This is a genomic window from Pseudomonas sp. GW456-12-10-14-LB2 (genome assembly GCF_002884345.1).
GTDB classification, from domain to species: Bacteria; Pseudomonadota; Gammaproteobacteria; order Pseudomonadales; family Pseudomonadaceae; genus Aquipseudomonas; species Aquipseudomonas paraglycinae.
This window is the reverse complement of the sequence record NZ_POHV01000014.1, coordinates 103515-130175: the sequence shown is the minus strand read 5'-3', so window position 1 is coordinate 130175 and position 26661 is coordinate 103515. Positions and strand designations below refer to the sequence as shown.

Sequence of the window (26661 nt, the reverse complement as noted above, 5' to 3'; positions counted from 1 at the left end):
TTAGGGGCTGGTAGATAAAGGGACAATTACATAAAATCGAGAATCATTGATTCTAAAAAAGGGACAATCATGGATCGCATCGAATGCATGCGCGCCTTCGTGGTGACGGTCGGCGAAAACGGCTTTGCAGCCGCCGCCCGGGCCATGGACGTGCCCCGCTCGAAAGTCAGCAAACAGATTCAGGCACTGGAAGAAGCCATCGGTGTGCAGCTGCTGCAACGCACCACCCGCAGCCTGCACCTCACCGAAGCCGGCGCCGAGTATTTCGAAGCGGCGCGGGAAGTGATTGCGGCACTGGACGAGGCCGAGCAGCGGGCGCGAGACGGGGTGGGTGAATTGCGCGGGGTGTTGCGGGTCAACGCACCGATGTCGTTCGGCTTGCGGCGCTTGGGCAAGCTGATTCCGCTGTTCCACGAGCAGCACCCGAACATCGAGCTGCAACTGGTGCTCAGCGACCAGCAGGTCGACCCGGTGCGCGGCGGCTTCGACGTGACAATCCGCATCGCCAGCCTCCCCGACTCGACCATGATCGCCCGGCAACTGGCGCCGGCGCCGCGCATCATGGTCGCCTCCCCCGCTTACCTCGAACGCGCGGGCACGCCGCAATCCCCGCAGGATCTGCGCTCACATCAATGCTTGAACTACGGCTATCTGCAGAGCGGGGTCAGCCTGCAACTGTGCAACGGCAAGGAGACCCAGCGCGTCAACGTCACCGGGCCGTTGCACGCCAACAACGGCGACCTGCTGGCGCAAGCGGCCGAGGCCGGCATGGGCATTGCGCTGCTGCCGGACTTCATCGTCGAAGAAGCACTGGCGGCCGGGCGACTGGTGCCGGTGCTGTGCGAATGGCAAGCCCCGGCAATCACCATCAACGCGGTGTATTCGTCAGCGCGGCGGGTGCCGCAGAAGACCCGGGCGTTTATCGAGTTTCTGGTGGGGCAACTGGCGCCGGCTTGCGAATCCCCAACCGGCTGATCCACACCGCCGCCAGAATCACGCTGCCACCGAGGAACAACCGCCCGAGTTCTTCATGCTGATTCCAGATCAGCAGGTTCAGCAGCAACCCAACCGGCACGTGCAGGTTGTTCATCACCGCCAGGGTGCCGCCGTTGACCAGGCACGCGCCCTTGTTCCACCAATACAAACCGAGTGCGGTGGAGACCAGACCAAGGAACACCAGCACGCCCCATTGCAGCGGTGCTTCGGGCAGGAAGTTGGATTTACCGAACAGCAGGAACGCCGGCAGCGCCACCGCCAGTGCGCCGAGGTAGAAGAAACCGAAACGTCGGTAGTGCGGCAGATCGCTCGGGTGTTTCGCCACCAGATGTTTGTACAGCACCTGCCCGGCGGCGTAGGTGAAGTTGGCCAGTTGCAGCAGCAAAAAGCCCATGAAGAAGTCCGGGTTGATCCGGTCGTAGCGAATCACCGCCGCGCCGGCGACCGCCACCAGTGCCGCGATCAGCGCCCACGGGTTGAAGCGTCGGTTGAGCGCGTCTTCGATCAGCGTCACATGCAATGGCGTGAGGATGGTGAACAGCAACACTTCCGGCACCGTCAGCACGCGGAAGCTCAGATACAGGCAGACGTAAGTCACGCCGAACTGCAACGCGCCAATCAGCAACATGCCGCGCATGAACGCCGGTTCGACCGAGCGCCAGCGCGTCAGCGGGATGAACACCAGCCCGGCCAGTACCACCCGCACCAGCACCGCAAAGTAGCTGTCGACATGACCGGCCAGGTATTCGCCGATCAAACTGAATGAAAACGCCTGAATCAGCGTGACAAAAAGTAGATAGCCCATGCTCGCCTCGATTTCGAATGGCGGCGACGATAGCGTTTTTTGCCGGCCATCGCTAAATCCCGGGCAAAAAAAAGCCCGATCTCGCTAAAGCGTTCAATCGGGCTACAGCACTCAGGAGCAACAAGTGCAAAGGGAGGTTCGATGCGCGTAGAGCCTTGAAGGGGTTGCGCCAGGTCACTAGAACAATCGGCGATTATCTGGCGATTAACATATCAAGCGACCTGGGACAGTTTGGCGTTGGCCTGGTTGAGGCCTTTCTCCTGGAAGTCGCCGCCCAGGTTCATGCCTTCGGCGTGGATGAAGGTCACGTCATTAATGCCGATGAAGCCCATCACCTGACGCAGGTACGGTTCCTGATGATCCGCCGGGCCGCCGGCGTAGATGCCGCCGCGAGCGGTCAGCACGTAGGCACGCTTGCCGCTGAGCAGACCTTGCGGGCCGGTTTCGGTGTACTTGAAGGTCACGCCGGCACGCAGTACGTGGTCGAGCCAGGCTTTCAGGGTGCTCGGGATCGCGAAGTTGTACATCGGCGCGGCCATCACCAGCACGTCGGCCGCCAGCAACTCATCGGTCAATTCGTTGGAACGGTCGAGCGAGGCCTGCTCGCTGTCGTTGCGCTGCTCGGCGGATTTCATCCAGCCGCCCAGCAGGTTGATGTCCAGGTGCGGCACCGGGTTCACGGCGAGGTCACGTACGGTGATCTGATCGGCCGGATGCGCCGCTTTCCACTGGCTGATGAAGGTCTGGGTCAGTTGACGGGAAACCGAGTCTTGCTGGCGGGCGCTGCTTTCGATGATCAGAACGCGGGACATGTTGTGTAGCCTCCATCCGAGAATGTTGTAAGTCGATGGAGTGAAGGTTAAACAGTGTCGTATCGATGAAAAAGCGCAAATAATTGCTGCAAAGCATCGAAAAATTCGTTTAGATGCAAGCCATACCCTGTGGGAGCCCGCCCCCCACAGGGCCGTGACGCTATTTCGGGGTGCAGCTCAGTTTGATGCGCAGCTTGATGATGGTCCGGGTGAACTTGGCCGTGGCGTTTTTATGCTTGCCCGCGGCCACTTCGATGTTGCGGGTGCGCGGCGCTTCCGGGCCGTTGGTGAACACCACCTTGCAGGTCGCGTCGACGTCGCCGTAGTTGTTGACCTGGATGGAGCCGATGTCGTTATCGGTGTCGAACGCGTTGTAGTCGATCTTCAGGCCGTTGAGATCTTTCTCCACATCGATCGGGTACGCAAACGCAGTCAGCGGAAGCAGCGCCAGCAACACACAACAGAATTTTTTCATTCGGCAGTCTCCATGAGGGACCGCCAGCTTAGGACAAGAGGAGCTATTGATGAAAGCGCCCCGCGTGACCCTTGATCAATGGCGAACGTTGCAGGCCGTGGTCGACCACGGCGGATTCGCCCAGGCCGCCGAGGCCCTGCACCGTTCGCAATCTTCGGTGAGCTACACCGTCGCCCGCATGCAGGATCAGCTCGGCGTGCCGCTGTTGCGCATCGACGGGCGCAAGGCTGTACTGACCGAAGCCGGCGGCGTGCTGCTGCGCCGCTCGCGACAACTGGTGAAACAGGCCAGCCAGCTGGAAGACCTTGCCCATCACATGGAGCAGGGTTGGGAAGCCGAAGTGCGGTTGGTGGTGGACGCCGCCTACCCGAGCGCCCGTATCGTGCGCGCGTTGACCGCGTTCATGCCGCAGAGCCGTGGCTGCCGCGTGCGGCTGCGTGAGGAAGTGTTGTCGGGCGTCGAAGAAGTGCTGCTCGAAGGCGTGGCCGACCTGGCCATCACCGGCCTGAGCATTCCCGGTTACCTTGGCGCGGAATTGAGCGATGTCGAATTTGTCGCCGTCGCCCATCCTGATCATGCGCTGCATCGGCTCAACCGCGAGCTGAGCTTTCAGGACCTGGAAACCCAGATGCAAGTGGTGATCCGCGACTCCGGCCGCCAGCAACCCCGGGACGTCGGCTGGCTCGGTGCCGAGCAGCGCTGGACCGTCGGCAGCCTCGCCACGGCCGCGACGTTCGTCAGCAGCGGCCTGGGATTCGCCTGGCTGCCACGCCACATGATCGAGCGGGAACTGAAAGACGGCTCGCTCAAGCTGCTACCGTTGGACAGAGGCGGCAACCGCAACTCCAGTTTCTATCTGTATTCGAACAAGGACAAACCCTTGGGCCCAGCGACGCAAATCCTCATCGAACTGCTGCGCACCTTCGACACCCTGCCGCTGGACGCACCGTTCGCCGCCCCCGAACAAGCCTGATACGGAGTTCACCGATGGCGTATTTCGAGCATGAAGGTTGCAACCTGCACTACGAGGAATATGGCCACGGCGATCCGTTGCTGCTGGTTCACGGTCTGGGCTCCAGCACCCTGGACTGGGAAATGCAGATTCCCGCACTGGCCGCACATTACCGGGTGATCGTCCCGGACGTGCGCGGTCACGGCCGCTCCGACAAGCCCCGCGAGCGCTACAGCATCGCAGGGTTCAGCGCCGACATCGTTGCCCTGATCGAGCATTTGAAACTCGGCCCGGTGCACTATGCCGGGCTGTCCATGGGCGGCATGATCGGCTTCCAGTTCGCCGTCGATCAGCCGTGGATGCTCAAGAGCCTGACCATCGTCAACAGCGCGCCCGAGGTCAAGGTGCGCAGCCGCGACGATTACTGGCAGTGGTTCAAGCGCTGGAGCCTGATGCGCCTGCTCAGTCTCGCCACCATCGGCAAGGCCCTTGGCGCCAAGCTGTTCCCCAAACCGGAGCAGGCCGATTTGCGTCAGAAGATGGCCGAACGCTGGGCAAAAAACGACAAACGTGCTTATCTCGCCTGCTTCGATGCGATTGTTGGCTGGGGGGTTCAGGAACGACTTTCCCGGGTCACCTGTCCAACCCTCGTCGTCAGCGCCGACCGGGACTACACCCCCGTTTCGCTGAAAGAAACCTATGTCAGACTGCTGCCCGATGCGCGGCTGGTGGTGATCGCCGATTCGCGCCACGCCACTCCGCTCGATCAGCCCGAACGCTTCAATCAAACGCTGCTGGAGTTCCTCGCCACAGCCGATAATCACCCTCAGGATCACTGACCCATGCTGAAAAAACTCGCCCTCGCCGCCGGCACCGTGCTGTTCGCTGCCAACCTGATGGCTGCCACACCGGCAAAAGCGCCGCACGTGCTGCTGGACACCACCAACGGCCAGATCGAAATCGAGCTGGACCCGGTCAAGGCGCCGATCAGTACCAAGAACTTCCTCGAGTATGTCGACAGCGGTTTCTACAACAACACCATTTTCCACCGCGTGATCCCGGGCTTCATGGCCCAGGGCGGCGGCTTCACCCAGCAGATGCAACAGAAAGAAACCAAGGCGCCGATCAAGAACGAAGCCAGCAACGGCCTGCATAACGTTCGTGGCACCCTGTCGATGGCCCGTACTTCCAACCCGGATTCGGCCACCAGCCAGTTCTTCATCAACGTGGCCGACAACGCCTTCCTCGATCCGGGCCGTGACGCCGGTTACGCGGTGTTCGCCAAAGTGGTCAAGGGCATGGACGTGGTCGACATCATCGTCAACTCCCAGACCACCACCAAACAGGGCATGCAAAACGTGCCGGTCGACCCTGTGATCATCAAGTCGGCCAAGCGCATCGACTAAGCTTTACAGGGCATTATCGAGCGGCGCCGATTACCCATCGCGCCGCTCACACTGATAAAAGGAGAGCCCGTGCTCCGGGCGGTTATCTGATGCTCTATCGCCGTTTCGAACAACTGATCGACATATTCCGCGATGCCCCGACGGCATCCCCGCCGGACCGCGTTCTGCCCTTCTATACCTATTACCTGAAGCAGGTCTGGCCGAGTTTCGCCGCCCTGCTGATCGTCGGCCTGTTCGGTGCCTTGATCGAAGTGGCGCTGTTCAGTTACCTGAGCCGCATCATCGACCTCGCCCAGGGCACGCCGAACGCCGATTTTTTCAAGGTGCACGGCGCCGAACTGGCGTGGATGGCCGTCGTGGCATTGCTGCTGCGCCCCCTCTTCCTGGCCCTGCACGACATGCTGGTGCACCAGACCCTGAGCCCGAGCATGACCAGCATGATTCGCTGGCAGAACCACAGTTACGTGCTCAAGCAGAGCCTGAATTTCTTCCAGAACGACTTCGCCGGGCGCATTGCCCAGCGCATCATGCAGACCGGCAACTCGCTGCGCGATTCCGCCGTGCAAGCGGTGGATGCGTTGTGGCATGTGCTGATCTACGCGATCAGTTCGCTGGTGCTGTTCGCCGAGGCCGACTGGCGCCTGATGATCCCGCTGCTGACGTGGATCGCGGCCTACGTTGGCGCGCTCTATTACTTCGTGCCACGGGTCAAGGACCGCTCGGTGGAAGCCTCCGATGCGCGCTCGAAGCTGATGGGCCGGATCGTCGATGGCTACACCAACATCGCCACCCTGAAGCTGTTCGCCCACACCAACTTCGAACAGCACTACGCCCGCGAGGCGATCCAGGAACAGACCGAAAAAGCCCAACTGGCCGGCCGCGTAGTCACCAGCATGGACGTGGCCATCACCACCATGAACGGCCTGCTGATCGTCGGCACCACGGCGCTGGCCCTGTGGCTGTGGACGCAGTCGCTGATCAGCGTCGGCGCGATCGCCCTGGCCACCGGCCTGGTGATCCGCATCGTCAACATGTCCGGCTGGATCATGTGGGTGGTCACCGGCATTTTCGAAAACATCGGCATGGTCCAGGACGGTCTGCAGACCATCTCGCAACCGGTCAGCGTCACCGACCGGGAGCAGGCCAAACCGTTGGCCGTGGCCCGTGGCGAAGTGCGTTTCGAGCACGTGGATTTTCACTACGGCAAGAAGAAAGGCATCATCGGCGACCTCAACCTGACCATCAAACCGGGCGAAAAAATCGGTCTGATCGGGCCGTCCGGCGCCGGCAAGTCGACGCTGGTCAACCTGCTGCTGCGCCTCTACGATGTCGAGGGCGGGCGGATCCTGATCGACGGCCAGAACATCGCCGAAGTCGGCCAGGAAAGTCTGCGCGCGCGGATCGGCATGATCACTCAGGACACCTCGTTGCTGCACCGCTCGATCCGCGACAACTTGCTGTACGGCAAGCCCGACGCCACCGACGCCGAACTCTGGGAAGCGGTGCGCAAGGCCCGCGCCGATGAGTTCATCCCGTTGTTGTCGGACGCCGAAGGACGCACCGGATTTGATGCGCATGTCGGCGAACGCGGGGTGAAACTTTCCGGTGGTCAGCGTCAGCGGATCGCCATTGCGCGGGTGCTGCTCAAGGACGCACCGATCCTGATCATGGACGAAGCGACCTCGGCGCTGGACTCGGAAGTCGAAGCGGCGATTCAGGAAAGCCTGGAAACCCTGATGCAGGGCAAGACCGTGATTGCCATCGCTCACCGCCTCTCGACCATTGCCCGCATGGACCGGCTGGTGGTGCTGGAGAACGGCAAGATCGCCGAAAGCGGCAACCATGCCGAACTGCTGGCCCACGGCGGATTGTATGCGCGGCTGTGGGCGCACCAGACGGGAGGGTTTGTCGGCATCGACTGAACCGCGCTTCTGATCGTTCCCACGCGGACGGTTCGACGCCTCGACGTGGGAACGATCAACGTGAGATAAAACCGCCAGAGCCCTTCAACCACGGGCTCTGGCGGTTTTTTATCGCCTGCTGGAAATCCGCACAAACCCTGCTGTACTGAGCCAAGGCTCCGGAACGGAACCTGTCGTAAGTCTGCAGGGACGCACCACTCGATGCAGTCTCGATAGCAAGCCTATCAAGGACTCTGTCATGTCTCTTTTCAAACGTTCAGTCACTGAGTTGTTGGGTACGTTCTGGTTGGTGTTGGGCGGTTGCGGCAGTGCGGTCATCGCCGCGTCTTCGCCTTTGGGAATCGGCGTGCTGGGGGTGGCCCTGGCTTTTGGTCTGACGGTGCTGACCATGGCATTTGCCATCGGCCACATCAGCGGCTGTCACCTCAACCCGGCCGTGTCGGTCGGTCTGGTCGTCGGCGGTCGGTTTCCGGCCAAAGAGCTGCCTGCCTACATTATTGCCCAAGTGATCGGGGCGATCCTCGCGGCAGCGCTGATCGTCTACATCGGCAGTGGCAAGGAAGGATTCGACATCGCTGCCGGCCTGGCCTCAAACGGTTACGGCGAGCACTCGCCGGGCAAATACTCGATGGCATCCGGCTTCGTCACCGAGTTGGTGATGACCGCCATGTTCGTGGTGATCATCCTCGGCGCTACCGACAAACGCGCCCCGGCAGGACTGGCACCGATCGCCATCGGCCTGGCCCTGACGCTGATCCATCTGATCTCGATCCCGGTCACCAACACCTCGGTCAACCCGGCCCGCAGCACCGGCCCGGCGCTGATGGTTGGCGGCTGGGCCATCGCGCAGTTGTGGATGTTCTGGGTCGCGCCGCTGCTCGGTGCGGTGGTCGGCGGCGTGCTCTATCGCTGGCTGGGCAAGGAAGACAGCTGAGGGTGTCGGCGAGGATCAGGCTTGCCGATACGGCAAGGCGCTCCTCGCCTCTTCGGCATAGGCCAGTACACCGGCGCGCTCCTGGTGCAGGAAGTCTTTGACCGCTGCTTTTAGACCGGGATGGCGCAGGTAATGCCAGGAATGGGTGATCACCGGTTCGAAGCCGCGAATCAGTTTGTGCTCGCCTTGGGCACCGGCATCGAAACGTTGAAATCCATTGGCAATCGCATAGTCCATGCCCTGATAGAAACAGGTCTCGAAGTGCAGCCGGTCGAACTCGGCCAGGCATCCCCAGTATCGCCCGTAAAAACTGTCGCCGCCCACCAGACTGAACGCCATCGCCACCGGCCGTGAGCCCTGCCGGGCCAGCACCACGCGGATCGATTCCGGCATGCGCTCGGCCAGCAGGCTGAAGAATTCGCGGGTCAGATATGGTGCCTGCCGACGCACCGCGTAGGTGTTGGCATAACAGGCATAGACGAAATCCCACTGCGCCTCGTCCAGCTCCCGGCCTTCCAGCCATTCGAACTCGAAGCCCTGCCCCGCCACTTGCTCGCGCTCTTTACGCATCTGCTTGCGCTTGCGCGAGGCAAGCACGTCGAGGAAATCCTGAAAGTCGCGGTAGCCGCGATTCTGCCAGTGGTACTGACAGCCGATGCGTTGCAGCCAGCCCGGCTGCTCGGCCATGGCGGCATCGGTAAAAGCGTCGGTGAAATTGATGTGGGCGCTGGAGAGCTCTTCGATTTCCAGATACCCCGGCAGGCTCTTGAGCAGCTCGAATCCGTCCTCGACATTCGCTGCCAGCAACCGTGGACCGCTGACCGGACTGAATGGCACCGCGCTCAAAAACTTGGGGTAGTAATCGATGCCGGCCCGGGCGCAGGCATCGGCCCAGCCGTGATCGAACACGTATTCGCCGTAGGAATGCCACTTGCGATAACCGGGCAATGCGGCGATCACACTCCCCGCTTCGACGTGCAGCAAATGCTCCGCTTGCCAGCCCGTGTGCGGGCCGACGCTGCCGCTGTCCTCCAGCGAAGCCAGAAAGGCATGGCACAGAAACGGCTGGTTTTGCGGGACCAGAACATCCCAGTCGGACGCTGGAATTTCCGACAGTTTGTGCAGACGTTGCAGCGGCATTTTCCTCTCCACTTTCGGGCGTGAACGCCCGGCGAGTATCGCTGATTGGCCGGGCGTTGCCCACGTTCGATTGCACGACAGCGCTCTAGATCAATAGTTCACGGCAGTTTTGTATCGTCATCAACCTGCCATCATCGTGCCACTGCTCTGTCATAAACCATCGCGATACTGGCGCCTGTTTTTAGAGCGCCGGGTTCTACCCCGGACACTGTTTTCCGACCGTCAAACCGTCGGTTGTGCCCAGGATGGTTCAGCCATCCCCTTTTCATCTTCGGAGATTGCTATGCGTCTTGCTTCCACGAAAACTGCGGCGGCCCTGTGCGGTGGCCTGTTGCTGGCCATGAGTGTACCGGCCAGTGCCGCAGTCGACGCCAAACTGCTCGACATGCTCAAGGCTAACGGTTCGATTTCCCAGGCGCAGTACGTTGAACTGCAAACTGAACTGGCCAAGGATCAGAAGGCCCAGCAAATCGCGCAGCAGGCGCAGCAAGAGACCAACGAGCAAATCGCGGCGACCGCGAAGAAAACCAACGAGCTCAGCAGTTTCGACCAGAAACTGGCCTGGGCCGCCAAGACCCAGTTCAAGGGCGACGTGCGTATCCGTCAGGAAACCATCAAGATCGATGGCGAGCCGAACAACGGCGGCCGCGACAAGGATCGTCAGCGCATCCGTGCCCGTCTGGGTGCCTACACCGAGATCAACCCGCAAGTCGACACCGGCATTCGTATCGCCACCGGCGGCGGCGACGACGCCCGTTCGACCAACCAGGACCAGGACAACTACTTCGACAAGAAGCAGATCTGGCTCGACCTGGGCTACATCGACTACCACCCGGACCAGATCAAGAACCTGCACATCATCGGCGGCAAAATGCTGCAACCCTGGGTGAGCATGGGCGACGTGATCTGGGACAGCGACATCAACCCGGAAGGTCTGGCCGTTACCTACAAGTATCCATTGGGCAGCAGCGTCGAACTGTTCGGCAGCCTGGGTAACTACAACCTCAAGGACAACGTCGACGGCGACGGCGTGCAGTTCCGTCACGACCTGCGCCTGACCGCCGGCCAATTGGGCAGCCGCTTTGCCATCACCAACAACCTGAAACTGACCCTGGGCGGCAGCGTCTACGCCTACCAGAACGACGAAGACAGCCGTTGCACCGGCACCTCCACGCCGTGCGCCCTGGCCGTCAACGGCAACTCGGCGAACAACGAATTCCGTCTGTACGAAGGCTTCAGCCAGGTCGACATCGGCGGCCTGCCAATGCCGCTGTCGTTCTACGGTCAGTACGTGAAGAACAACGATGCCGTGACCGACCAGGACACCGCGTGGCTGGTAGGTGCCAAGTCGAAAGTCCTCGGCCTGAACCTCGACTACAACTATCGTGACGTGCAGCGCAACGCTGTGGTCGGCGCCTTCACCGATTCGGACTTCGCCAACGGCACCACCGGTTCCCGTGGCCACAAGTTCAAGGTCGGTTACGACATCGACAAGAACTTCGCCATCGGTGCGACTTACTTCCTGACCAAGGCCGACTTCTCCAGCCGTACCCAGCGTGATGCAGACACCAACACCCTGCAGCTGGATGCGGAAGCAAAGTTCTAAGCAACCCGGCAACAGACTTCAAACGATGGGTTGGACATCCGGTTCCATCGTTTGAAGAGGCTTCAACAGACTGGCGCGACCTCAGCGATCCCCATCATCCGTTCGCTGCGGCCGCGCCAGTCTGTGTTTCAGGGACTATCCTCGCGCCGCAGTTGTGCCAACTGTTCGGCCAACGCGTCCACGCCCTCTTCAGGCTTTTGCGGCATTGCCCGCAACGTCGCCTGCATCAAACGCATCTGGCGAATGAAACGCCGGCAATTGCGGCAGAACATCAGGTGATGACGCACCATCAGTTTCTCGCGAAAGCTCAACTGGCCATCGAGATAATCGCTGGATCGCGCCACTTGCTCCTTGCAGGTCAACATTCTCCCGTCTCCTCAAAATGCTCCACGGTCGCAAAGACCTTCAAACGTGCCCGATGCAGCAGCACGCGGACATTGGAGAGCGAGATCTCCAGAAGATTACAGATCTCCTCCAGCTCCAGGCCCTGGCGTTCGCGCAGCAACAGCACGCTGCTTTGCAGTTCCGACAGACTCAACAACGTGTGCTCGAGGCATTCACGCAGCTCGCCTTCTGTAAGCAACGCTTCAGGCGTGTCCTGGTGCCAGGCGAACGGTGCAACCAGCCAGTGGCCGTCGCCGGGAGAAAAACGATCATCGTCGATGGTGCCGTGGGGTGACGGCAGATCATCCAGCAACACTTCGCGACGATTGAGTTTGTAGCGGCTCTTGGCCGAGTTGGCGGTGATGGTCAGCAGCCAGGTCTTGAGACTGGAGCGCCCCTCGAAACGGCCGATATTACGCACCACCGACAGCCAGGCGTCCTGTACCACTTCTTCGACATGGCGCTGGCCGACAATCGCGTACGCCACCGCGCGCATGGGGCTTTGATAGGTGCTGACCAGCTCCTTGAAAGCCTTCTGCTCACCGGCGAGCAGCCGCTCAAGCAATCGGGTGTCGTCAACTGCCATCCATCAATCCCCTGTTCCTGACTTCGAAAATGATAGCGGCAGGACTTCGCCTGCCGCCACTTTCGAAAATTACAGCGTTCGCGCCGATTCGGATGTAGGAAACGTCAGCGCGATTAAGAGGAAATGAACCCGATTTTAGCGTTTACGCAGAATCACACTACCAATCGAGTAACCGGCACCGAACGAACTCAGCACCGCCAGCGAGCCGGCCGCCAGATCGTCCTGATATTTGTGGAACGCAATCACGGAACCGGCGGAGCTGGTGTTGGCGTAGGTGTCGAGAATCACCGGGGCTTCTTCTTCGGTGGCTTCGCGACCCAGCAACTTGCGCACGATCAGGTGGTTCATGCTCAGGTTGGCCTGGTGCAGCCAGAAGCGCTTCACGTCACCGACGTTGAGCTTGTTCTCTTCCAGATGTTCGCCGATCAGCTCGGCGACCATCGGGCACACGTCCTTGAACACCTTGCGGCCTTCCTGCACGAACAGTTTGTCGCGGGCGCCGATGCCCTCTTCCGCTGCGCGGTTGAGGAAGCCGAAGTTGTTGCGGATGTTGTTGGAGAACTTGGTCAGCAGTTTGGTGCTGACCACGTCGAACTGGTGTTTCGACGTTGCCAGATCGGCGCGCTCGATGATCACGGCAGTGGCGGCGTCACCGAAGATGAAATGGCTGTCGCGGTCACGGAAATTCAGGTGACCGGTGCAGACTTCCGGGTTGACCATCAGGATCGCCCGAGCCTGGCCCAGTTGCACGGTATTGGCGGCTTGCTGGATGCCGAAAGTCGCCGACGAGCAGGCAACGTTCATATCGAAACCGAAACCCTGGATGCCCAGCGCTTCCTGGACTTCGATGGCGATGGCCGGGTAGGCGCGCTGCAGGTTGGAGCAGGCGACGATTACACCGTCGATGTCAGCGGCGGTCTTGCCGGCACGCTGCAGGGCTTGCTCGGCAGCGCCGATGGCCATCTGGCAGAGCACCGACCATTCGTCGTTGGAACGTTCCGGCAGACGTGGCGCCATGCGCGCAGGGTCGAGGATGCCATCCTTGTCCATGACAAAGCGGCTCTTGATGCCGGAAGCTTTTTCGATGAACGCGGCGCTGGACTCGGTCAGGGCCTGGACTTCGCCGCTGGCGATGGCTTCGGCGTTGTCCGCGTTGAACTGGGCGACGTAGGTATTGAAAGACTGCACCAGCTCTTCGTTGGAGATGCTGTTGGCCGGGGTGTACAGGCCGGTGCCGCTGATGACGACGTTATGCATGGTCGTTTCTCTAATCTGTTCAGGCAGAAAGTGCTGGCACCGACGTGCCAACACGCAAAGGGTCCATTCCCGTATAAGGGACGCAAAAACCTGGCATCGCTTTATTCCGTTGCGCGGCCCGGCGAAGGCTCTGGGACGCGAAAACGGCATTTATGGTGGCGAAGTTTGCCATAACCGTGGCCATTTGGCGTCTTTCTCAAGATCGACGCGCAATGATCGTTCCCACGCTCCTGCGTGGGAATGCAGCCCGTGACGCTCCGCGTCACTGGACGCGGAGCGTCCCCGGAGGCATTCCCACGCAGACGGTTCGACGCCTCGACGTGGGAACGATCAGTGTCACTGTTCGACCTGGCTCCACTGCTTGTTCAGCCGCTTGTCGGAGATCGGCACCTTCGTCCCCAACTGCTGGGCGAACAGCGAAACCCGATACTCCTCCAGCCACCAGCGATACAGCTCGAGCTGCGGATCGCGTTTGCCTTCCTGCGCATGCTTGGCCGCGCGGGTTTGGTATTGCGTCCAGAGCCCGGCGAGCTCGCCGCTCCACACCCGATCCTTCTGCACCTGCGCGCCCAGTTTCTCGAAACGCTGCTCGACCGCTTTCAGGTAGCGCGGCAATTCCTTGAGCCAGAGCATCGGCGTTTCCCGCACGAACCCCGGATACACCAGATGGCTGAGCTGCTGCTTGATGTCGTTGAGCGCCACCGCCTGAGCCAGGTCGATCTTGCCCTTGAAGCGTTTTTGCAGGCCGTGCCAGAGCTTGAGGATTTCCAGGGTCAGACGTGCCACGCGCTCGGCGTGCTCGGTCCAACTGCCACGCTTGCGCTCGGCCAGTGCCGCCAGTCCTGCGCCATCACGCGGCAACGGGTCTTCGCCGTCGAGAATGCAGCTGTCGAGGCTGGCCAGCAGAATGTCTTCGACCAGTGCATCGACCCGACCCAGTTCGCGGTAGAGCAGGCCCAGTTCGGTCAGGCCCGGCAACTTGCCGCGCAGGAACTTGGCCGGTTCCGCCAGTTGCTGCATCAACAGACGTTGCAAGGCGCGGCGGTGCTGGAACTCGGCTTCGGCCGGGGTCGAGAAGCGCCCTTCCTTGACCGTGCCGCCCTCTTCCACCAGCGCTGGATAGACCGTCATCGACAGCCCGGCAATCTTCTGCTGCGTCTTTTCCGCCACCGGCGCGAAGACCTTGGCCTCCACCGGTTGCTGGCTTTTCGCACTCTGCGGCACGGCCAACGCAGCCTGGCTGGCTTCGGCGAAACGTGCGGTCAGCTCTGCCAGATCCCGGCCTTCGCCAAGGAACTTGCCCTGACCGTCGACGATTTCCAGGTTCATCCGCAGGTGGCTTTCAACCTGCTGCGCCGCCTCCGCCCACGCCTCATCGCTGACCCGCGCGCCGGTCATGCGCAGCAGTTCGCGGCCCAGCGCTTGCGGCAACGAACCTTCGGCAAACGTCATGCGTTGCAGCGCGGCCTTGATGAAGTCCGGCACCGGCACGAAATTCTTGCGCAAGGCCTTGGGCAGGTTGCGCACCAGCGCAATGCACTTGGCCTCGATCAGCCCCGGCACCAGCCATTCCAGGCGTTCCGGCGGCAGCATCGGCAACAGCGGCGCCGGCACACGCAAAGTCACGCCGTCGCGTGGGTGATTCGGTTCGAAGTGATAACTCAGGGCCAGTTCCAGATCGCCGATGTGCAGCGTGTCCGGGTAATGCTGGGCGGTGACTTCGCTGGCTTCGCGGGCCAGCACGTCTTCCTCGCGCATGATCAGCAGTTGCGGATCTTTCTGGCTGTTGACCCTATACCAACTATCGAACGTCGCCGTCTGGTGAATCTCCGCCGGCAGCCGCGCGTCATAGAACGCGTAAAGGGTTTCCTCGTCGGCGAGAATGTCCCGGCGACGGGCCTTGGCCTCCAGTTCGTCGAGCTGTTCGAGCAATTGCTTGTTGGCGGTCAGGCACTTGGCCCGGGACTGAATCTCGCCCCGCACCAGGCCTTCACGAATAAACAGCTCGCGCGAAACGACCGGATCCACCGGGCCGTAATGCACCGGTCGACGACCGACCACGATCAGGCCGAACAGGGTGATCTGTTCGAACGCGACGACCTGGCCGCGCTTCTTCTCCCAGTGCGGTTCGAAGTGGTTCTTCTTGATCAGGTGCCCGGCCAGCGGCTCGATCCAGTCGGCGTCGATCTTCGCCACCATCCGCGCGTAGAGCTTGGTGGTTTCCACCAGTTCGGCAGTCATCACCCACTGCGGGCGCTTCTTGCCGATGCCCGACGACGGGTGAATCCAGAACCGCCGTTGACGGGCGCCAAGATAGTCGCCGTCCTCGGTTTTCTGGCCGATCTGGCTGAGCAGGCCGACCAGCACCGCTTTGTGCAGCTTCGGATAATCCGCCGGCTCTTTATTGAGGCTCAGCTGCAAATCGCGGCAGATCAGGCTCAACTGCCGATGGGAATCACGCCACTCGCGCAGACGCAGGTAGTTGAGGAAATTCTTGCGGCACCAGTTGCGCAGCGGGCTCGCCGTCAGCGCCTGGCGCTGCTCTTCAAAACCGCGCCACAGATTGACCAGCCCGGCGAAGTCGGAGTCGGCGTCTTTCCACTGGGCGTGAGCCTGGTCGGCAGCTTGCTGACGCTCCGGCGGACGCTCGCGCGGGTCCTGAATCGACATGGCGCTGGCGACGATCAGCACTTCCTGCAGGCTGCCGAGCTTTGCCGCTTCCAGCAGCATACGGCCCATGCGCGGGTCCACCGGCAGGCGCGCCAATTGGCGGCCGAGCGGGGTCAGTTGACTGTTGCGATCTACCGCCGAGAGTTCTTGCAGCAGGTTGAAACCGTCGCTGATCGCCTTGCCGTCTGGCGGCTCGATAAACGGGAAATCGATGATCTCGCCAAGGCGCAGATGGAGCATCTGCAGAATCACCGCCGCGAGGTTGGTGCGCAGGATTTCCGGATCGGTAAATTCCGGGCGACCGAGGAAATCCTCTTCGCTGTACAAGCGCACACAAATGCCCGGCTCGACCCGGCCGCAGCGACCTTTACGCTGGTTGGCGCTGGCCTGGGAAATCGCTTCGATCGGCAGCCGCTGAACCTTGGCGCGGTAGCTGTAGCGGCTGATGCGCGCGGTGCCGCTGTCGATCACATAACGGATGCCCGGCACGGTCAGCGAGGTTTCGGCGACGTTGGTTGCCAGCACCACACGACGACCCGGGTGCGACTGGAAAATCCGCTGCTGCTCGGCCGGCGACAGGCGCGCGTACAACGGCAGGATTTCCGTGTGTTTGAGCTGGGCCTTGCGCAGCATGTCGGCGGCGTCGCGGATCTCGCGCTCGCCGGGCAGGAACACCAGCACGTCACCGGGACTGCGGCGCTCGCTACGCTCGTAAGCGGCGATTTCGTCGAGGGTGGCGAGGATCGCCTGATCGACGGTCAGGTCGTCCTCGACACGGTTGCCCTCTTCGTCCTGCTCAAGCGTCAGCGGGCGATACCAGGTTTCAACCGGGAAGGTGCGGCCGGACACTTCGACAATCGGCGCATCGTCGAAATGCCTGGAGAAACGCTCCAGATCGATGGTCGCCGAGGTGATGATGACTTTCAGGTCCGGACGACGCGGCAGCAGGGTTTTCAGGTAACCGAGCAGGAAGTCGATGTTGAGGCTGCGTTCGTGGGCTTCGTCGACGATGATCGTGTCGTAGCGTTCGAGGTAGCGATCGTTCTGGGTTTCGGCCAGCAGGATGCCGTCGGTCATCAGTTTGATCAGGGTGTTCGAATCGCTTTGGTCTTCGAAGCGCACCTGATAGCCGACCAGTGCGCCCAGCGGCGTGCCGAGTTCTTCGGCCACCCGGCTGGCCACGCTGCGTGCTGCGATCCGCCGAGGTTGGGTGTGGCCGATCAGACCATGCTGGCCGCGACCGATTTCCAGACAGATTTTCGGCAACTGGGTGGTTTTACCCGAGCCGGTTTCGCCGGCGATGATCAGCACCTGGTGCTTTTCCAGGGCCTTCTTGATTTCGTCACGCTTGGCCGCGATCGGCAGGCTGTCGTCGTAACGGATCACCGGCAGGCTGGCCTTGCGCGCCAGCACCTGATCGCAGGACGCCTGCATGCGCGCCACCCACTGGGCCAGCTTGGCCTCGTCGGGTTTCTTGCGCAGCTCAAGCAACTGCCGCCGCAGCCGGTGGCGGTCGGCGAGCATGGCGTGATCGAGGTTTTTCAGCAGTTTGTCGATGGAGGGCGATTCGTCGGTCATCGGGTACGCAATTCGGTCGTCTAGTGGCGCAAGGACGCGATTGTCGCAGAAAAGCAGCTACAAGCGGCAAGCTACAAGCCGCAAGTTGAAAGCGGCGTTTGACTTGAGGCTTGTAGCTTGCTGCTTGCGGCTGCTTTATTCGTTATCGAGGCCCTTTCGCCGATACGGAAAGACGTCGATGACTTTCCCCTCCCGAATCGCCTCCTGCAATCCCTTCCAGTAATCAGCGTTGTACAACTCGCCATGCAACTGATCGAACAGTTTGCGCTGCGCCGAATCGGCAAACAGAAACGGCGGAAACTCCTCGGGGAACACATCCAGCGGCCCGATCGAATACCACGGTTCGGAGGCCATTTCATCCTCCGGCGTGCGCGGTGCCGGGATGTGGCGAAAGTTCGCTTCGGTGAGGAAACAGATCTCGTCGTAGTCGTAGAACACCACCCGTCCATGGCGGGTGACGCCGAAGTTCTTCAGCAGCATATCGCCGGGGAAAATGTTGGCCGCCGCCAGTTGCTTGATCGCCAGCCCGTAGTCCTCTAGCGCCTCGCGTACCTGGGCTTCGTTGGCGTTGTCCAGATACAGGTTGAGCGGGGTCATCCGGCGTTCGGTCCAGCAGTGGCGGATCAACACCGTTTCGCCTTCCAGCGACACCGTGGACGGCGCGACTTCCAGCAATTCCGCCAGGCACGCCGGCTCGAACTTGCTCAGGGGAAACCGGAAGTCGGCGAATTCCTGGGTATCGGCCATGCGCCCAACGCGGTCGACACTTTTCACCAGTCGGTACTTCTCGATCACTGTGGCGCGGTCGACGTTTTTCGACGGCGAGAACCGGTCCTTGATGATCTTGAATACGGTGTTGAAGCCCGGCAGCGTGAACACGCTCATGACCATGCCGCGCACGCCCGGCGCCATGATGAACTGGTCGTCGGTGTTGGCCAGGTGGTTGATCAGGGCGCGGTAGAACTCGGACTTGCCGTGCTTGTAGAAGCCGATCGAGGTGTACAGCTCGGCGATGTGCTTGCCCGGCAGGATGCGTTTGAGGAAACCGATAAACTCCGCGGGCACCGGCACATCCACCATGAAATACGAGCGGGTGAACGAGAAGATGATCGACACATCGGCTTCGTCGGTGATCAACGCATCGATCTGAATCCCCCGCCCTTCGCGGTGCAGCAGCGGAATCACCAGCGGCCATTGATCGTCGTTGGTGTAGATGCGCCCGACCAGGTACGCGCCCTTGTTGCGGTACAGCACCGAGGAAAACAGCTCGACGCTCAGCTCTGGATCCTTGCACACCCAGTCCGGCAGATTCTCGCGCAGTTGCGCTTCCAGACGCTGCAAGTCGCCTGGCAGATCGGCATAAGCCTCGCTGAAACGGTAATCGGCAAAGATGCTCGCGAGCATGCCCGAAATCTGACCTTGCGGTTTATAGGTGCGGGTTTGCGCGGCGCGGGCCCGACGCAGGCTCGGGCGCGTGGTGTGGATGAACATGCAGCCGTCGCTGATCAGGTCGTGGCTGAACAGGCCGCAGAAAATCGAGTTGTACCAGGTCTCGGACAGTTCATCGTCGAAGCGCAGGTCGATGATGCTGATGTAGGCACTTTTCACCAGTGGCCAGCAGGTGACGTCCATCAAGGTGTCCGGCTCGAAATACTCGCGCAGGCGGGCGACGGTTTCACCGACCTTTTCTTCGTAGAGGTTGATCCGTGCCGCCGACGCGGTTTGCGTGTCCTGCCAGCGGGCCTGCTCGAAGCGCTCCCGGGCGCCGTCGGTGATTCGCCGGAAATGCTCGCGGTAATCGTCAAAGCCATCGAGGATCAGGCGGGCGATGTCGGTGGCTGGCCATTGCTGCGGCATAGATGAGACCTCTGCGGGAATTGGAGAATCTGTGCTCGAAGGCCTGAGCTTAGCCACGGAAGCGGGCGCAGGAGAAGCGCAATTTCTGCCAAATCCTCTTGCGGCTTGTACAACGACACAGTTTTTATCAAAGTTTTTTTAATCGACCGTTCGGTCAGTAAACGCCCACTTCGGTTCTCCCTACACTGGGCGCCAGCCCGCGTGTTGTCTGGGTTTCGGATCCAATTCAGCAGCGACATCGCTAGCCTGCGCTTCTGCCCGACTTGTTCATGCCTGTCCATTCCCTACAGCAATTGGCCTTACCAAGATAGTGGCACTTTGATATACAGCCCGCCATCACCCGCCTCACAACAAGATCCTCGGCCCACGAGGACGACCTCTCCCCCCAAAGCCCAAGGAGCACATTGATGACTATCCGGAATCTGCGCATCGGTTTGCGCGCCAGTTTGTGTTTTGCCGTTCTGGCCAGTCTGCTGGTGGTGGTCGGCCTGTTCGGCCTGGGCCAGATGAAAACCCTGCGCGAGAGCGCGGCGGTGATCGAAGAATCGTGGATGCCCAGCATAGAAAGCATCCATGACGCGGCGGCGAACATCGCCAGCATCCGCCTCGAATCCCTGCGCCTGATCACCAGCACCCAGGCTGCCGTTCGCGAACGCAGCAAGGGCCTTCTCACCGCGCAACGCCAGGAATTGCTCAAACGCCTCGACGACCACAAAGCCCTGATCGCCAACGATCAGGAACGGGCAATGCTGGATAGCCTGAGCGCCGATACGGCCAAGTACCTGAGCATCCTCGACCAGATCATCAAACAGCTCGACGCCGGACAAAACGAACAGGCCTACACGCGCCTCAACAATGAACTGGCGCCCCAAGGCAGGGTACTCGACAAAACGCTGGAGCAAATGATCAGCCTCAATCAGCAAGGTGCGGATACCGCCGCCAAGTCTGCAGCGGCGATGTATCAGCAGGCGCTTTGGATCGTCGCCACAATCATCGTCATCGCCCTGATTGCCACGTTGTTGCTGGCCTGGTTGCTGACCCGCAGCATCACCGCGCCGATCAATCAGGCGCTGAACGTGGCTCGGCGAATTGCTTCGGGAGACCTCAGCGGTCGCATCGACAGCGAGGGTCGCGATGAAGCCGCGCAGTTGCTCACGGCGCTGGCCGAGATGCAGGGCAACCTGCGCTCGACCATTCGCGGCATCAGCGAGTCGGCCCAGCAACTGGCCTCCGCTGCCGAGGAAATGAGTTCGGTGATGGAGCAAAGCACCCGCGGCCTGCAACAGCAGAATGACCAGATCGAACAGGCTGCCACTGCGGTTACCGAGATGAGCACGGCGGTCGATGAAGTGGCCGCCAATGCGGTGTCCAGTGCCGAAGCCTCCGAAGCCTCGAACGAGGACAGCAAGCATGGGCATGTGCAGGTCAGCGAAACCATCAGTTCGATTCAGGAACTGGTCAGCGCGGTGCTCGGTGCATCCGAACAGGCCGAGGGCCTTGCGACCCAGGCCCAGGACATCAGCAAGGTTCTGGAAGTGATTCGCGGCATCGCTGGGCAGACCAACCTGCTTGCCCTGAACGCCGCCATTGAAGCCGCGCGGGCCGGCGAGGCTGGACGTGGTTTTGCGGTGGTTGCCGATGAAGTCCGCTCGCTGGCCCAGCGCACGCAGAACTCCACCGAAGAAATCGAGCTGATGATCAGCAGCATTCAGCAAGGCACCAGCGCCACCGTCGGCGCTTTGCAAACCAGCGCCGAGCAGGCCAGCCACACCCTGCGCCGGGCCAACAGCGCCGGCCAGGCTCTGGAGAAAATCACCGCGTCGATCTCGCAGATCAACCAGCGCAACCTGGTGATCGCCAGCGCCGCCGAGCAACAGGCGTTGGTGGCCCGGGAAGTCGACGAAAACCTGGTGACCATCCGCGATCTGTCGACCCAGACCGCTGCCGGCGCCACCCAGACGTCTGCCGCCAGCCAGGAACTGTCACGGCTGGCCGTCGACCTGAACGGATTGGTGACGCGCTTCGTGATCTGATCAGACAATTAAATGCCCGAATAGCGGTTGCCATCGCCGGGGCCCTCGGCAACACTCTCGTCCCGATCAAGGAAGGAGTGGCCCGTGAGCCCTGTCGATATTTTCCGCATGTTGTCGCTGGCTGCCATCTGGGGCGCGAGCTTCCTGTTCATGCGCATCATCGCGCCCGCGATCGGGACGGTTCCGACCGGTTTCTTCCGCGTTTCAATTGCCGCCGTCGGCCTGCTGGTAATCCTCGGGCTGATGCGCATCAGCTGGGACTTCAAAGGCAAACTCAAGACCGTCATGATGCTGGGCGTGATCAACTCCGGCGTGCCGGCCACCTTGTATTCAGTCGCCGCCCAGGTGCTGCCGGCCGGTTATTCGGCGATCTTCAACGCCACCACGCCGTTGATGGGCGTGTTGATCGGCGGGTTGTTCTTCAGTGAAAAACTGACGCTGGCCAAACTCGCCGGGGTGTTCCTCGGCCTGCTCGGGGTGGGCGTGCTGACTCGCGCCGGCCCGGTCGCGTTCGATCTGCACCTGCTGATGGGCGCGGTGGCCTGCCTGCTCGCAACCACTTGCTATGGCTTCGCCGGGTTCCTCGCCCGACGCTGGCTGGATCAGGCCGGCGGGCTCGACAGTCGTCTGTCGGCGCTGGGCAGCATGCTCGGTGCGACCCTGTTCCTGTTGCCGCTGTTCGGTTACAGCGTCATCACTCAGCCGCCGGTGAGCTGGGGTGGCTGGAATGTCTGGCTGTCGCTGCTGGGCCTGGGTCTGGGCTGCACCGCGTTTGCCTACATCATTTACTTCCGCCTGCTGAGCTCCATCGGGCCGGTGAAGTCGATGACCGTGACCTTCATGATTCCGCCGTTCGGCGTGTTATGGGGGGCGCTGTTTCTCGACGAGCCGCTGTCGATGGCGCACGTGTATGGCGGGGTCTTGATCGCGATTGCGCTGTGGCTGGTGCTGAAACCCGCTGTGGTGAAACCGGCAGAAATCACCGCCCGCTGATTCGCAGATGCACAAAGGCCCGGGAGTTTCCTACCGGGCCTTTTTCATGCGCGGCGGTTACGCCGATTTACGGAACACGAACACCAGACCGACGATGATCAACAGCATCCCCAGCACGCTCAACGCGGCCAAGCGATTGCCGAAGATCAGATAGTCCATCACCGCCGTCACGGCCGGCACCAGATAAAACAGGCTGGTGACATTCACCAGATTGCCCCGGGCGATCAGTCGATACAGCAGCAACGTCGCCAGCACGGAAACCACCAGTCCCATCCACAACACCGGCACGATGAAACCGGCGCTGTGCTCGAAGTGGAACGGCTGAAACGGCACGAAGATCCCGCACAGCAACAGCCCCGCCAGATACTGCACCGGTAGCGTGCCGAGAGGGTTGTCGGTGATGCGCTTCTGCATGATCGAACCGAAGGTCATGCTTGCCAGCGCCAGCAGCCCGAACAACATTCCCGCCAGCGACATCCCGGCCAGACCGATGCCCTGGTAAACGACCATGATCAACCCGGCCAATCCCAACGCCAGCCCAAACATCCGGCTCGCCGAGCGTTGCCGCTCCATGATCACCACCGTAAGGATCGGTTGCACGCCCATGATGGTCGCCATCACTCCGGGCGTGACTTTTAGATCCAGCGCCAGCAGATAGAAGATCTGATAAGCCCCCAACAGCACCACGCCGGTGGCCATCGCGTACAGCATCGGCTTGCCGCCCTTGGGCAGTTTCAGCTTGAGCAACGGCACCAGCAGCACCAGCCCGCACAGGGCAATGACAAAACGGATCAGCAGAAAGGCAAAGGGCGAAGCGTGGGCCAGCCCCCACTTGGAGAATATCGCCCCGCTGCTCCACAGCAGAACGAACAGGCTCGTGGACGCCGCCGCGAGCGCGGACTTTTTCGAAAGGACAAACATGAATACCACCTGTAGTCAGGCAAATAGCCAACTCAGCCGAAGCTGAAATTCAGTAGGTTTTTCAGGCGGGCACAGGGGTCAGCAGATAACGCTGATCAGCCCGAAACACCAACGCCCGGCGGTGATACGACTGCGCACACCGGCGTGCTACTGACAGGTGGAGGGTAATGACTGATCTGCACAGGCTGCTGATTCCCGCACGGCACGACGCCAGCGTTGACCGCTGAATCGAGTACCGCGTTGATGAAGGATGCAGGCATCTGGGCTGATCTTTTTTGAAGGGTTGAAAGGTGAGTCGTGGGACTCACGAGCGCCGACTATAACCAGCGCGGGACATGGATTGCAACGACTTGGACAAAGGGCCAGTAGCGACAGGCAGGAGGCAGGCGCATAGGCTCGTTTGCAATTGCAACGACCATTGATGGGGGACATGGAATGCGCGAGATCAAATGCCAAGGGAACGGAATCATCTGCGGTATCAGTTGTACAAATCGCAAGCCAGGAAGCTTGCCCGCCTTGCCACGACTCAACTCCAGATTGACCTGGAGATGGCTGGCCCCACAACGCTTGACCTTTCGAAAGTACGTTTCGAACCCATCGACTCGTTGGCACTGAGTGCTTTTGAGTGTTGGGAGAGCCCACATTTTTCATGGGAAGAAGTCATTGGATGGAAAGCGCGCGAACCTCTCGCTCTCGACATCGCAATCTGGTTTGAATCTGAACTGTGCGGACTTTGCTTCGCCAACCCGAATAAAAGTCGACAACGCATCCGAATCGTACGACTGGAGGGGCGGCCAAGAGAAACACATCCATTGAAAAACCGTGTTGCACCGCTATCCGTTCTGGCAATTGAGCAATACGCCCGCATCATTGGCAGTATTGTGAAAAAAGCTCAAATATTGATCAACCAAGGTGGGAATATGCGCAAAGAAATAAAAAAATCCCCCAGGAAGAAAAAAGCGCATGCAATAAGGGGTGAATCTGATCCGGCGGTTCTGACAGCCAGTCAACGACGGCTCTTACAGATCATTGCAACCGGCACCGCTATCGATGAACCAAGCTTACTTGCTGGCCGTCCCTGATTCCGAAAACAAAAAACCGCTCAAACGAGCGGTTTTTTATGCTTTTAATTCCAGCCTCAACCAAACAGCCAATACCCCAACAACGTCAACACCACCACCGCCAGCACCGGCCGCATTACGCGGTAGGCCTTCGGATTGCGGCGTTTCCACTGTTTGACCCCACCGCTGAACTTGTCGCTGAAGTTCTTGCTCCACGCGTAAGCCTGGTTGATCCCGCCGACGCGCTCGTCGTCGAGGTTCTGCGGTGCCGTGGCACGGCCCAGCCAGGCGCTGATGAAGCGGTTGATGCGGGTCATGAGGCGATTGCTCAGGGGACGCTCGATGTCGCAGAACAGGATGACGCGGGTCTTGTCGGTTTCGTTCTTGACCCAGTGAACGTAGGTTTCGTCGAACATCACGTCTTCACCGTCGCGCCAGGCGTAGACCTGACCGTCGACGAAGATCCTGCAGTCGTCGGAGTTCGGCGTCGACAGGCCGAGGTGATAACGCAGGGAACCGGCGAACGGATCGCGGTGCGGGTTCAAATGGCTGCCGCCCGGCAACAACGCGAACATCGCGCCTTTGACGTTGGGGATGGCACTGACCAGCGCCACGGTTTTCGGGCACAGGGTTTCGGCCGAAGGCAGCGGTTTGTCGTACCACTTGAGGTAGAAACGCTTCCAGCCCTTCTTGAAGAACGAGCCGAAACCGGCGTCGTTGTTCTTCTCGGCGGCGCGAATATAACCCTCGTCGAACAGGTGCATCGCCTCGTCGCGAATGGTTTCCCAGTTATCGCGCAACACGTCCAGTTCCGGAAACTTGCTGCGGTCCAGATACGGCTTGGACGGCACGCCGGAGAACAGGTACATCAAGGCGTTATATGGAGCGAACAGCGCCGAGTGGTTGACGAACTGACGAAGCACCGGCAAACGCGCCTTGCCACGCAAATGCACGTAGAGGATGCTGCCCACAAACAGCAGCAACACCGATACCTTGGCGGCTAACGGAAAGGTCATCAACAACTCCTTGAAATAAGACAACGCCACGCCATGCCATTTACCCGAGATGGCGGCCGGCCATGATAAACACTACCGGCTCCGGGAAAAACCCGCCCGACTCAAGATTCAGTGTTAAGAATTGCGCAACAAAGCACTTCTTAACATAACGATCCTGAACCTTGGCTGACCTGAATCAACGCGCCCTTACTGCTGGTTCTCCTGATCGGTGAACAGATCACTGAACAGCATGCTCGACAGATAACGCTCACCAGAGTCGGGCAGCACCACCACAATGGTCTTGCCCTGCATTTCCGGCGTCTCCGCCAGACGCACCGCCACCGACATGGCCGCACCGCAGGAAATACCGCACAGGATCCCTTCCTCCTGCATCAGGCGCAGGGCCATGGCCTTGGATTCGTCATCCGTCACCAGCTCGACCCGGTCAACCATCGACAGATCAAGGTTCTTCGGCACGAAACCGGCGCCAATCCCCTGAATCTTGTGCGGGCTCGGCTTGATTTCTTGACCTGCCAGCGCTTGGGTAATCACCGGCGAAGACACCGGCTCCACCGCCACCGACAGAATCGGTTTGCCCGCCGTATTCTTGATATACCGCGACACGCCGGTAATGGTTCCGCCGGTGCCGACGCCCGCCACCAGCACATCGATGGCGCCATCGGTGTCATTCCAGATTTCCGGGCCGGTGGTTTTTTCGTGGATAGCCGGGTTGGCCGGGTTATCGAACTGAGCGGGCATGAAGTATTTGCCCGTGTCACTGGCTACGATTTCGTTGGCCTTTTCAATAGCGCCCTTCATGCCTTTCGCCGGCTCGGTCAGCACCAGTTCGGCGCCCAGCGCCTTGAGCACCTTGCGCCGCTCGATGCTCATCGAGGCCGGCATGGTCAGCAGCAATTTGTAACCGCGAGCGGCCGCCACGAAGGCCAGACCGATGCCGGTGTTGCCGGAGGTCGGCTCGACGATGGTCATGCCCGGCTTGAGTTTGCCGCTGCTTTCGGCGTCCCAGATCATGTTGGCGCCAATCCGGCACTTGACCGAGTAGCCCGGGTTGCGACCTTCGATCTTGGCCAGAATGGTCACGCCACGGGGCGCGATGCGGTTGATCTGCACCAACGGCGTGTTGCCGATGGAATGGGCGTTGTCAGCAAAAATACGGCTCATGGCTGGGTCCTTGTGCAGCGTTGAATTCAGCCTTCCAAGGTAAGCCTGTTGCCCGTGTCAGTCCAGTCGGGCCGAACGTCTGCGGCAGGCGGCAGT

The 26661-nt window shown here is 60.8% G+C and carries 22 protein-coding genes; 10 read left to right on the top strand and 12 right to left on the bottom strand.

Annotated features, from left to right (window positions below; translation table 11 throughout):
* Window positions 1-69: 69 nt before the first annotated feature.
* Window positions 70-975, top strand: a complete 906-nt coding sequence (locus tag C1X29_RS12295) for a LysR family transcriptional regulator (RefSeq protein ID WP_007956547.1) — start codon at window positions 70-72, stop codon at window positions 973-975.
* Here the strand turns inward: C1X29_RS12295 and C1X29_RS12290 are convergent.
* The 3 genes from C1X29_RS12290 to C1X29_RS12280 form a co-directional block, all read right to left on the bottom strand.
* On the bottom strand, window positions 920-1801 hold the full coding sequence (locus C1X29_RS12290) for a carboxylate/amino acid/amine transporter (RefSeq protein ID WP_085611579.1): 882 nt from the start codon (window positions 1799-1801) through the stop codon (window positions 920-922). The two genes, C1X29_RS12295 and C1X29_RS12290, sit on opposite strands and share 56 nt — an antisense overlap.
* Before the next feature lie 212 nt (window positions 1802-2013).
* Window positions 2014-2613, bottom strand: a complete 600-nt coding sequence (locus tag C1X29_RS12285) for an FMN-dependent NADH-azoreductase (RefSeq protein WP_011332962.1) — start codon at window positions 2611-2613, stop codon at window positions 2014-2016.
* Window positions 2614-2773: 160 nt separating this feature from the next.
* On the bottom strand, window positions 2774-3088 hold the full coding sequence (locus tag C1X29_RS12280) for a hypothetical protein (protein ID WP_011332961.1): 315 nt from the start codon (window positions 3086-3088) through the stop codon (window positions 2774-2776).
* A 49-nt stretch (window positions 3089-3137) separates the two neighbouring features.
* On the opposite strand from C1X29_RS12280, the gene C1X29_RS12275 reads away from it, so the two are divergent.
* The 5 genes from C1X29_RS12275 (at window position 3138) to aqpZ (ending at window position 8302) form a co-directional block, all read left to right on the top strand.
* Window positions 3138-4061: a LysR family transcriptional regulator gene (locus C1X29_RS12275; protein WP_011332960.1), complete on the top strand. Its 924-nt coding sequence runs from the start codon at window positions 3138-3140 to the stop codon at window positions 4059-4061.
* A 14-nt stretch (window positions 4062-4075) separates the two neighbouring features.
* Window positions 4076-4879 (top strand): alpha/beta fold hydrolase, encoded by an 804-nt coding sequence (locus C1X29_RS12270; RefSeq protein WP_102717544.1) that lies wholly within the window; start codon window positions 4076-4078, stop codon window positions 4877-4879.
* 3 nt (window positions 4880-4882) lie between these two features.
* Window positions 4883-5446: a peptidylprolyl isomerase gene (locus tag C1X29_RS12265; protein ID WP_102685996.1), complete on the top strand. Its 564-nt coding sequence runs from the start codon at window positions 4883-4885 to the stop codon at window positions 5444-5446.
* 89 nt (window positions 5447-5535) lie between these two features.
* The gene (locus C1X29_RS12260) at window positions 5536-7368 is read left to right on the top strand and encodes an ABC transporter ATP-binding protein (RefSeq protein WP_102685995.1); all 1833 of its coding nucleotides are present in this window, start codon (window positions 5536-5538) and stop codon (window positions 7366-7368) included.
* A 238-nt stretch (window positions 7369-7606) separates the two neighbouring features.
* Window positions 7607-8302 carry an aquaporin Z gene (gene aqpZ / locus C1X29_RS12255; protein ID WP_102717543.1) on the top strand — a complete coding sequence of 232 codons (696 nt, stop codon included), beginning with the start codon at window positions 7607-7609 and terminating at the stop codon, window positions 8300-8302.
* Between the two features lie 15 nt (window positions 8303-8317).
* Here the strand turns inward: aqpZ and C1X29_RS12250 are convergent, their stop codons facing one another.
* Window positions 8318-9442, bottom strand: coding sequence for a GNAT family N-acetyltransferase (locus tag C1X29_RS12250; RefSeq protein WP_102717542.1), 1125 nt, complete (start codon window positions 9440-9442; stop codon window positions 8318-8320).
* A 283-nt stretch (window positions 9443-9725) separates the two neighbouring features.
* Between C1X29_RS12250 and C1X29_RS12245 the strand changes: the two genes are divergently transcribed.
* Window positions 9726-11048, top strand: a complete 1323-nt coding sequence (locus C1X29_RS12245) for a putative porin (protein WP_102717541.1) — start codon at window positions 9726-9728, stop codon at window positions 11046-11048.
* A 128-nt stretch (window positions 11049-11176) separates the two neighbouring features.
* Here the strand turns inward: C1X29_RS12245 and C1X29_RS12240 are convergent, their stop codons facing one another.
* From C1X29_RS12240 to aceK, 5 genes are all read right to left on the bottom strand, one after another.
* A complete protein-coding gene (locus tag C1X29_RS12240; protein ID WP_085747188.1) occupies window positions 11177-11413 on the bottom strand; it encodes an anti-sigma factor in 237 nt (78 codons plus the stop codon).
* Window positions 11407-12018 (bottom strand): RNA polymerase sigma factor, encoded by a 612-nt coding sequence (locus tag C1X29_RS12235; protein ID WP_085747189.1) that lies wholly within the window; start codon window positions 12016-12018, stop codon window positions 11407-11409. Before C1X29_RS12235 ends, C1X29_RS12240 begins: the two co-directional genes overlap by 7 nt.
* Before the next feature lie 135 nt (window positions 12019-12153).
* Window positions 12154-13275, bottom strand: coding sequence for a beta-ketoacyl-ACP synthase III (locus tag C1X29_RS12230; RefSeq protein WP_011332951.1), 1122 nt, complete (start codon window positions 13273-13275; stop codon window positions 12154-12156).
* A 336-nt stretch (window positions 13276-13611) separates the two neighbouring features.
* Window positions 13612-17523, bottom strand: coding sequence for an ATP-dependent RNA helicase HrpA (gene hrpA, locus C1X29_RS12225; RefSeq protein ID WP_102717540.1), 3912 nt, complete (start codon window positions 17521-17523; stop codon window positions 13612-13614).
* 135 nt (window positions 17524-17658) lie between these two features.
* Window positions 17659-19380, bottom strand: a complete 1722-nt coding sequence (aceK, locus tag C1X29_RS12220) for a bifunctional isocitrate dehydrogenase kinase/phosphatase (protein ID WP_102717539.1) — start codon at window positions 19378-19380, stop codon at window positions 17659-17661.
* 407 nt (window positions 19381-19787) lie between these two features.
* Between aceK and C1X29_RS12215 the strand changes: the two genes are divergently transcribed.
* Window positions 19788-21413, top strand: coding sequence for a methyl-accepting chemotaxis protein (locus C1X29_RS12215; RefSeq protein WP_102717538.1), 1626 nt, complete (start codon window positions 19788-19790; stop codon window positions 21411-21413).
* Between the two features lie 84 nt (window positions 21414-21497).
* Window positions 21498-22406 carry a DMT family transporter gene (locus C1X29_RS12210; protein WP_102717537.1) on the top strand — a complete coding sequence of 303 codons (909 nt, stop codon included), beginning with the start codon at window positions 21498-21500 and terminating at the stop codon, window positions 22404-22406.
* A gap of 57 nt (window positions 22407-22463) precedes the next feature.
* Here C1X29_RS12210 and C1X29_RS12205 read toward each other — a convergent pair whose 3' ends face one another.
* Window positions 22464-23327: a DMT family transporter gene (locus C1X29_RS12205; protein WP_007956520.1), complete on the bottom strand. Its 864-nt coding sequence runs from the start codon at window positions 23325-23327 to the stop codon at window positions 22464-22466.
* 482 nt (window positions 23328-23809) lie between these two features.
* Between C1X29_RS12205 and C1X29_RS12200 the strand changes: the two genes are divergently transcribed.
* Window positions 23810-24409, top strand: a complete 600-nt coding sequence (locus tag C1X29_RS12200) for a hypothetical protein (RefSeq protein ID WP_256584351.1) — start codon at window positions 23810-23812, stop codon at window positions 24407-24409.
* Window positions 24410-24465: 56 nt separating this feature from the next.
* Here C1X29_RS12200 and C1X29_RS12195 read toward each other — a convergent pair whose 3' ends face one another.
* Window positions 24466-25404 (bottom strand): aspartyl/asparaginyl beta-hydroxylase domain-containing protein, encoded by a 939-nt coding sequence (locus C1X29_RS12195; protein WP_102717536.1) that lies wholly within the window; start codon window positions 25402-25404, stop codon window positions 24466-24468.
* A 186-nt stretch (window positions 25405-25590) separates the two neighbouring features.
* A complete protein-coding gene (gene cysK, locus C1X29_RS12190) occupies window positions 25591-26565 on the bottom strand; it encodes a cysteine synthase A (RefSeq protein ID WP_085747195.1) in 975 nt (324 codons plus the stop codon).
* Between the last annotated feature and the right edge of the window lie 96 nt (window positions 26566-26661).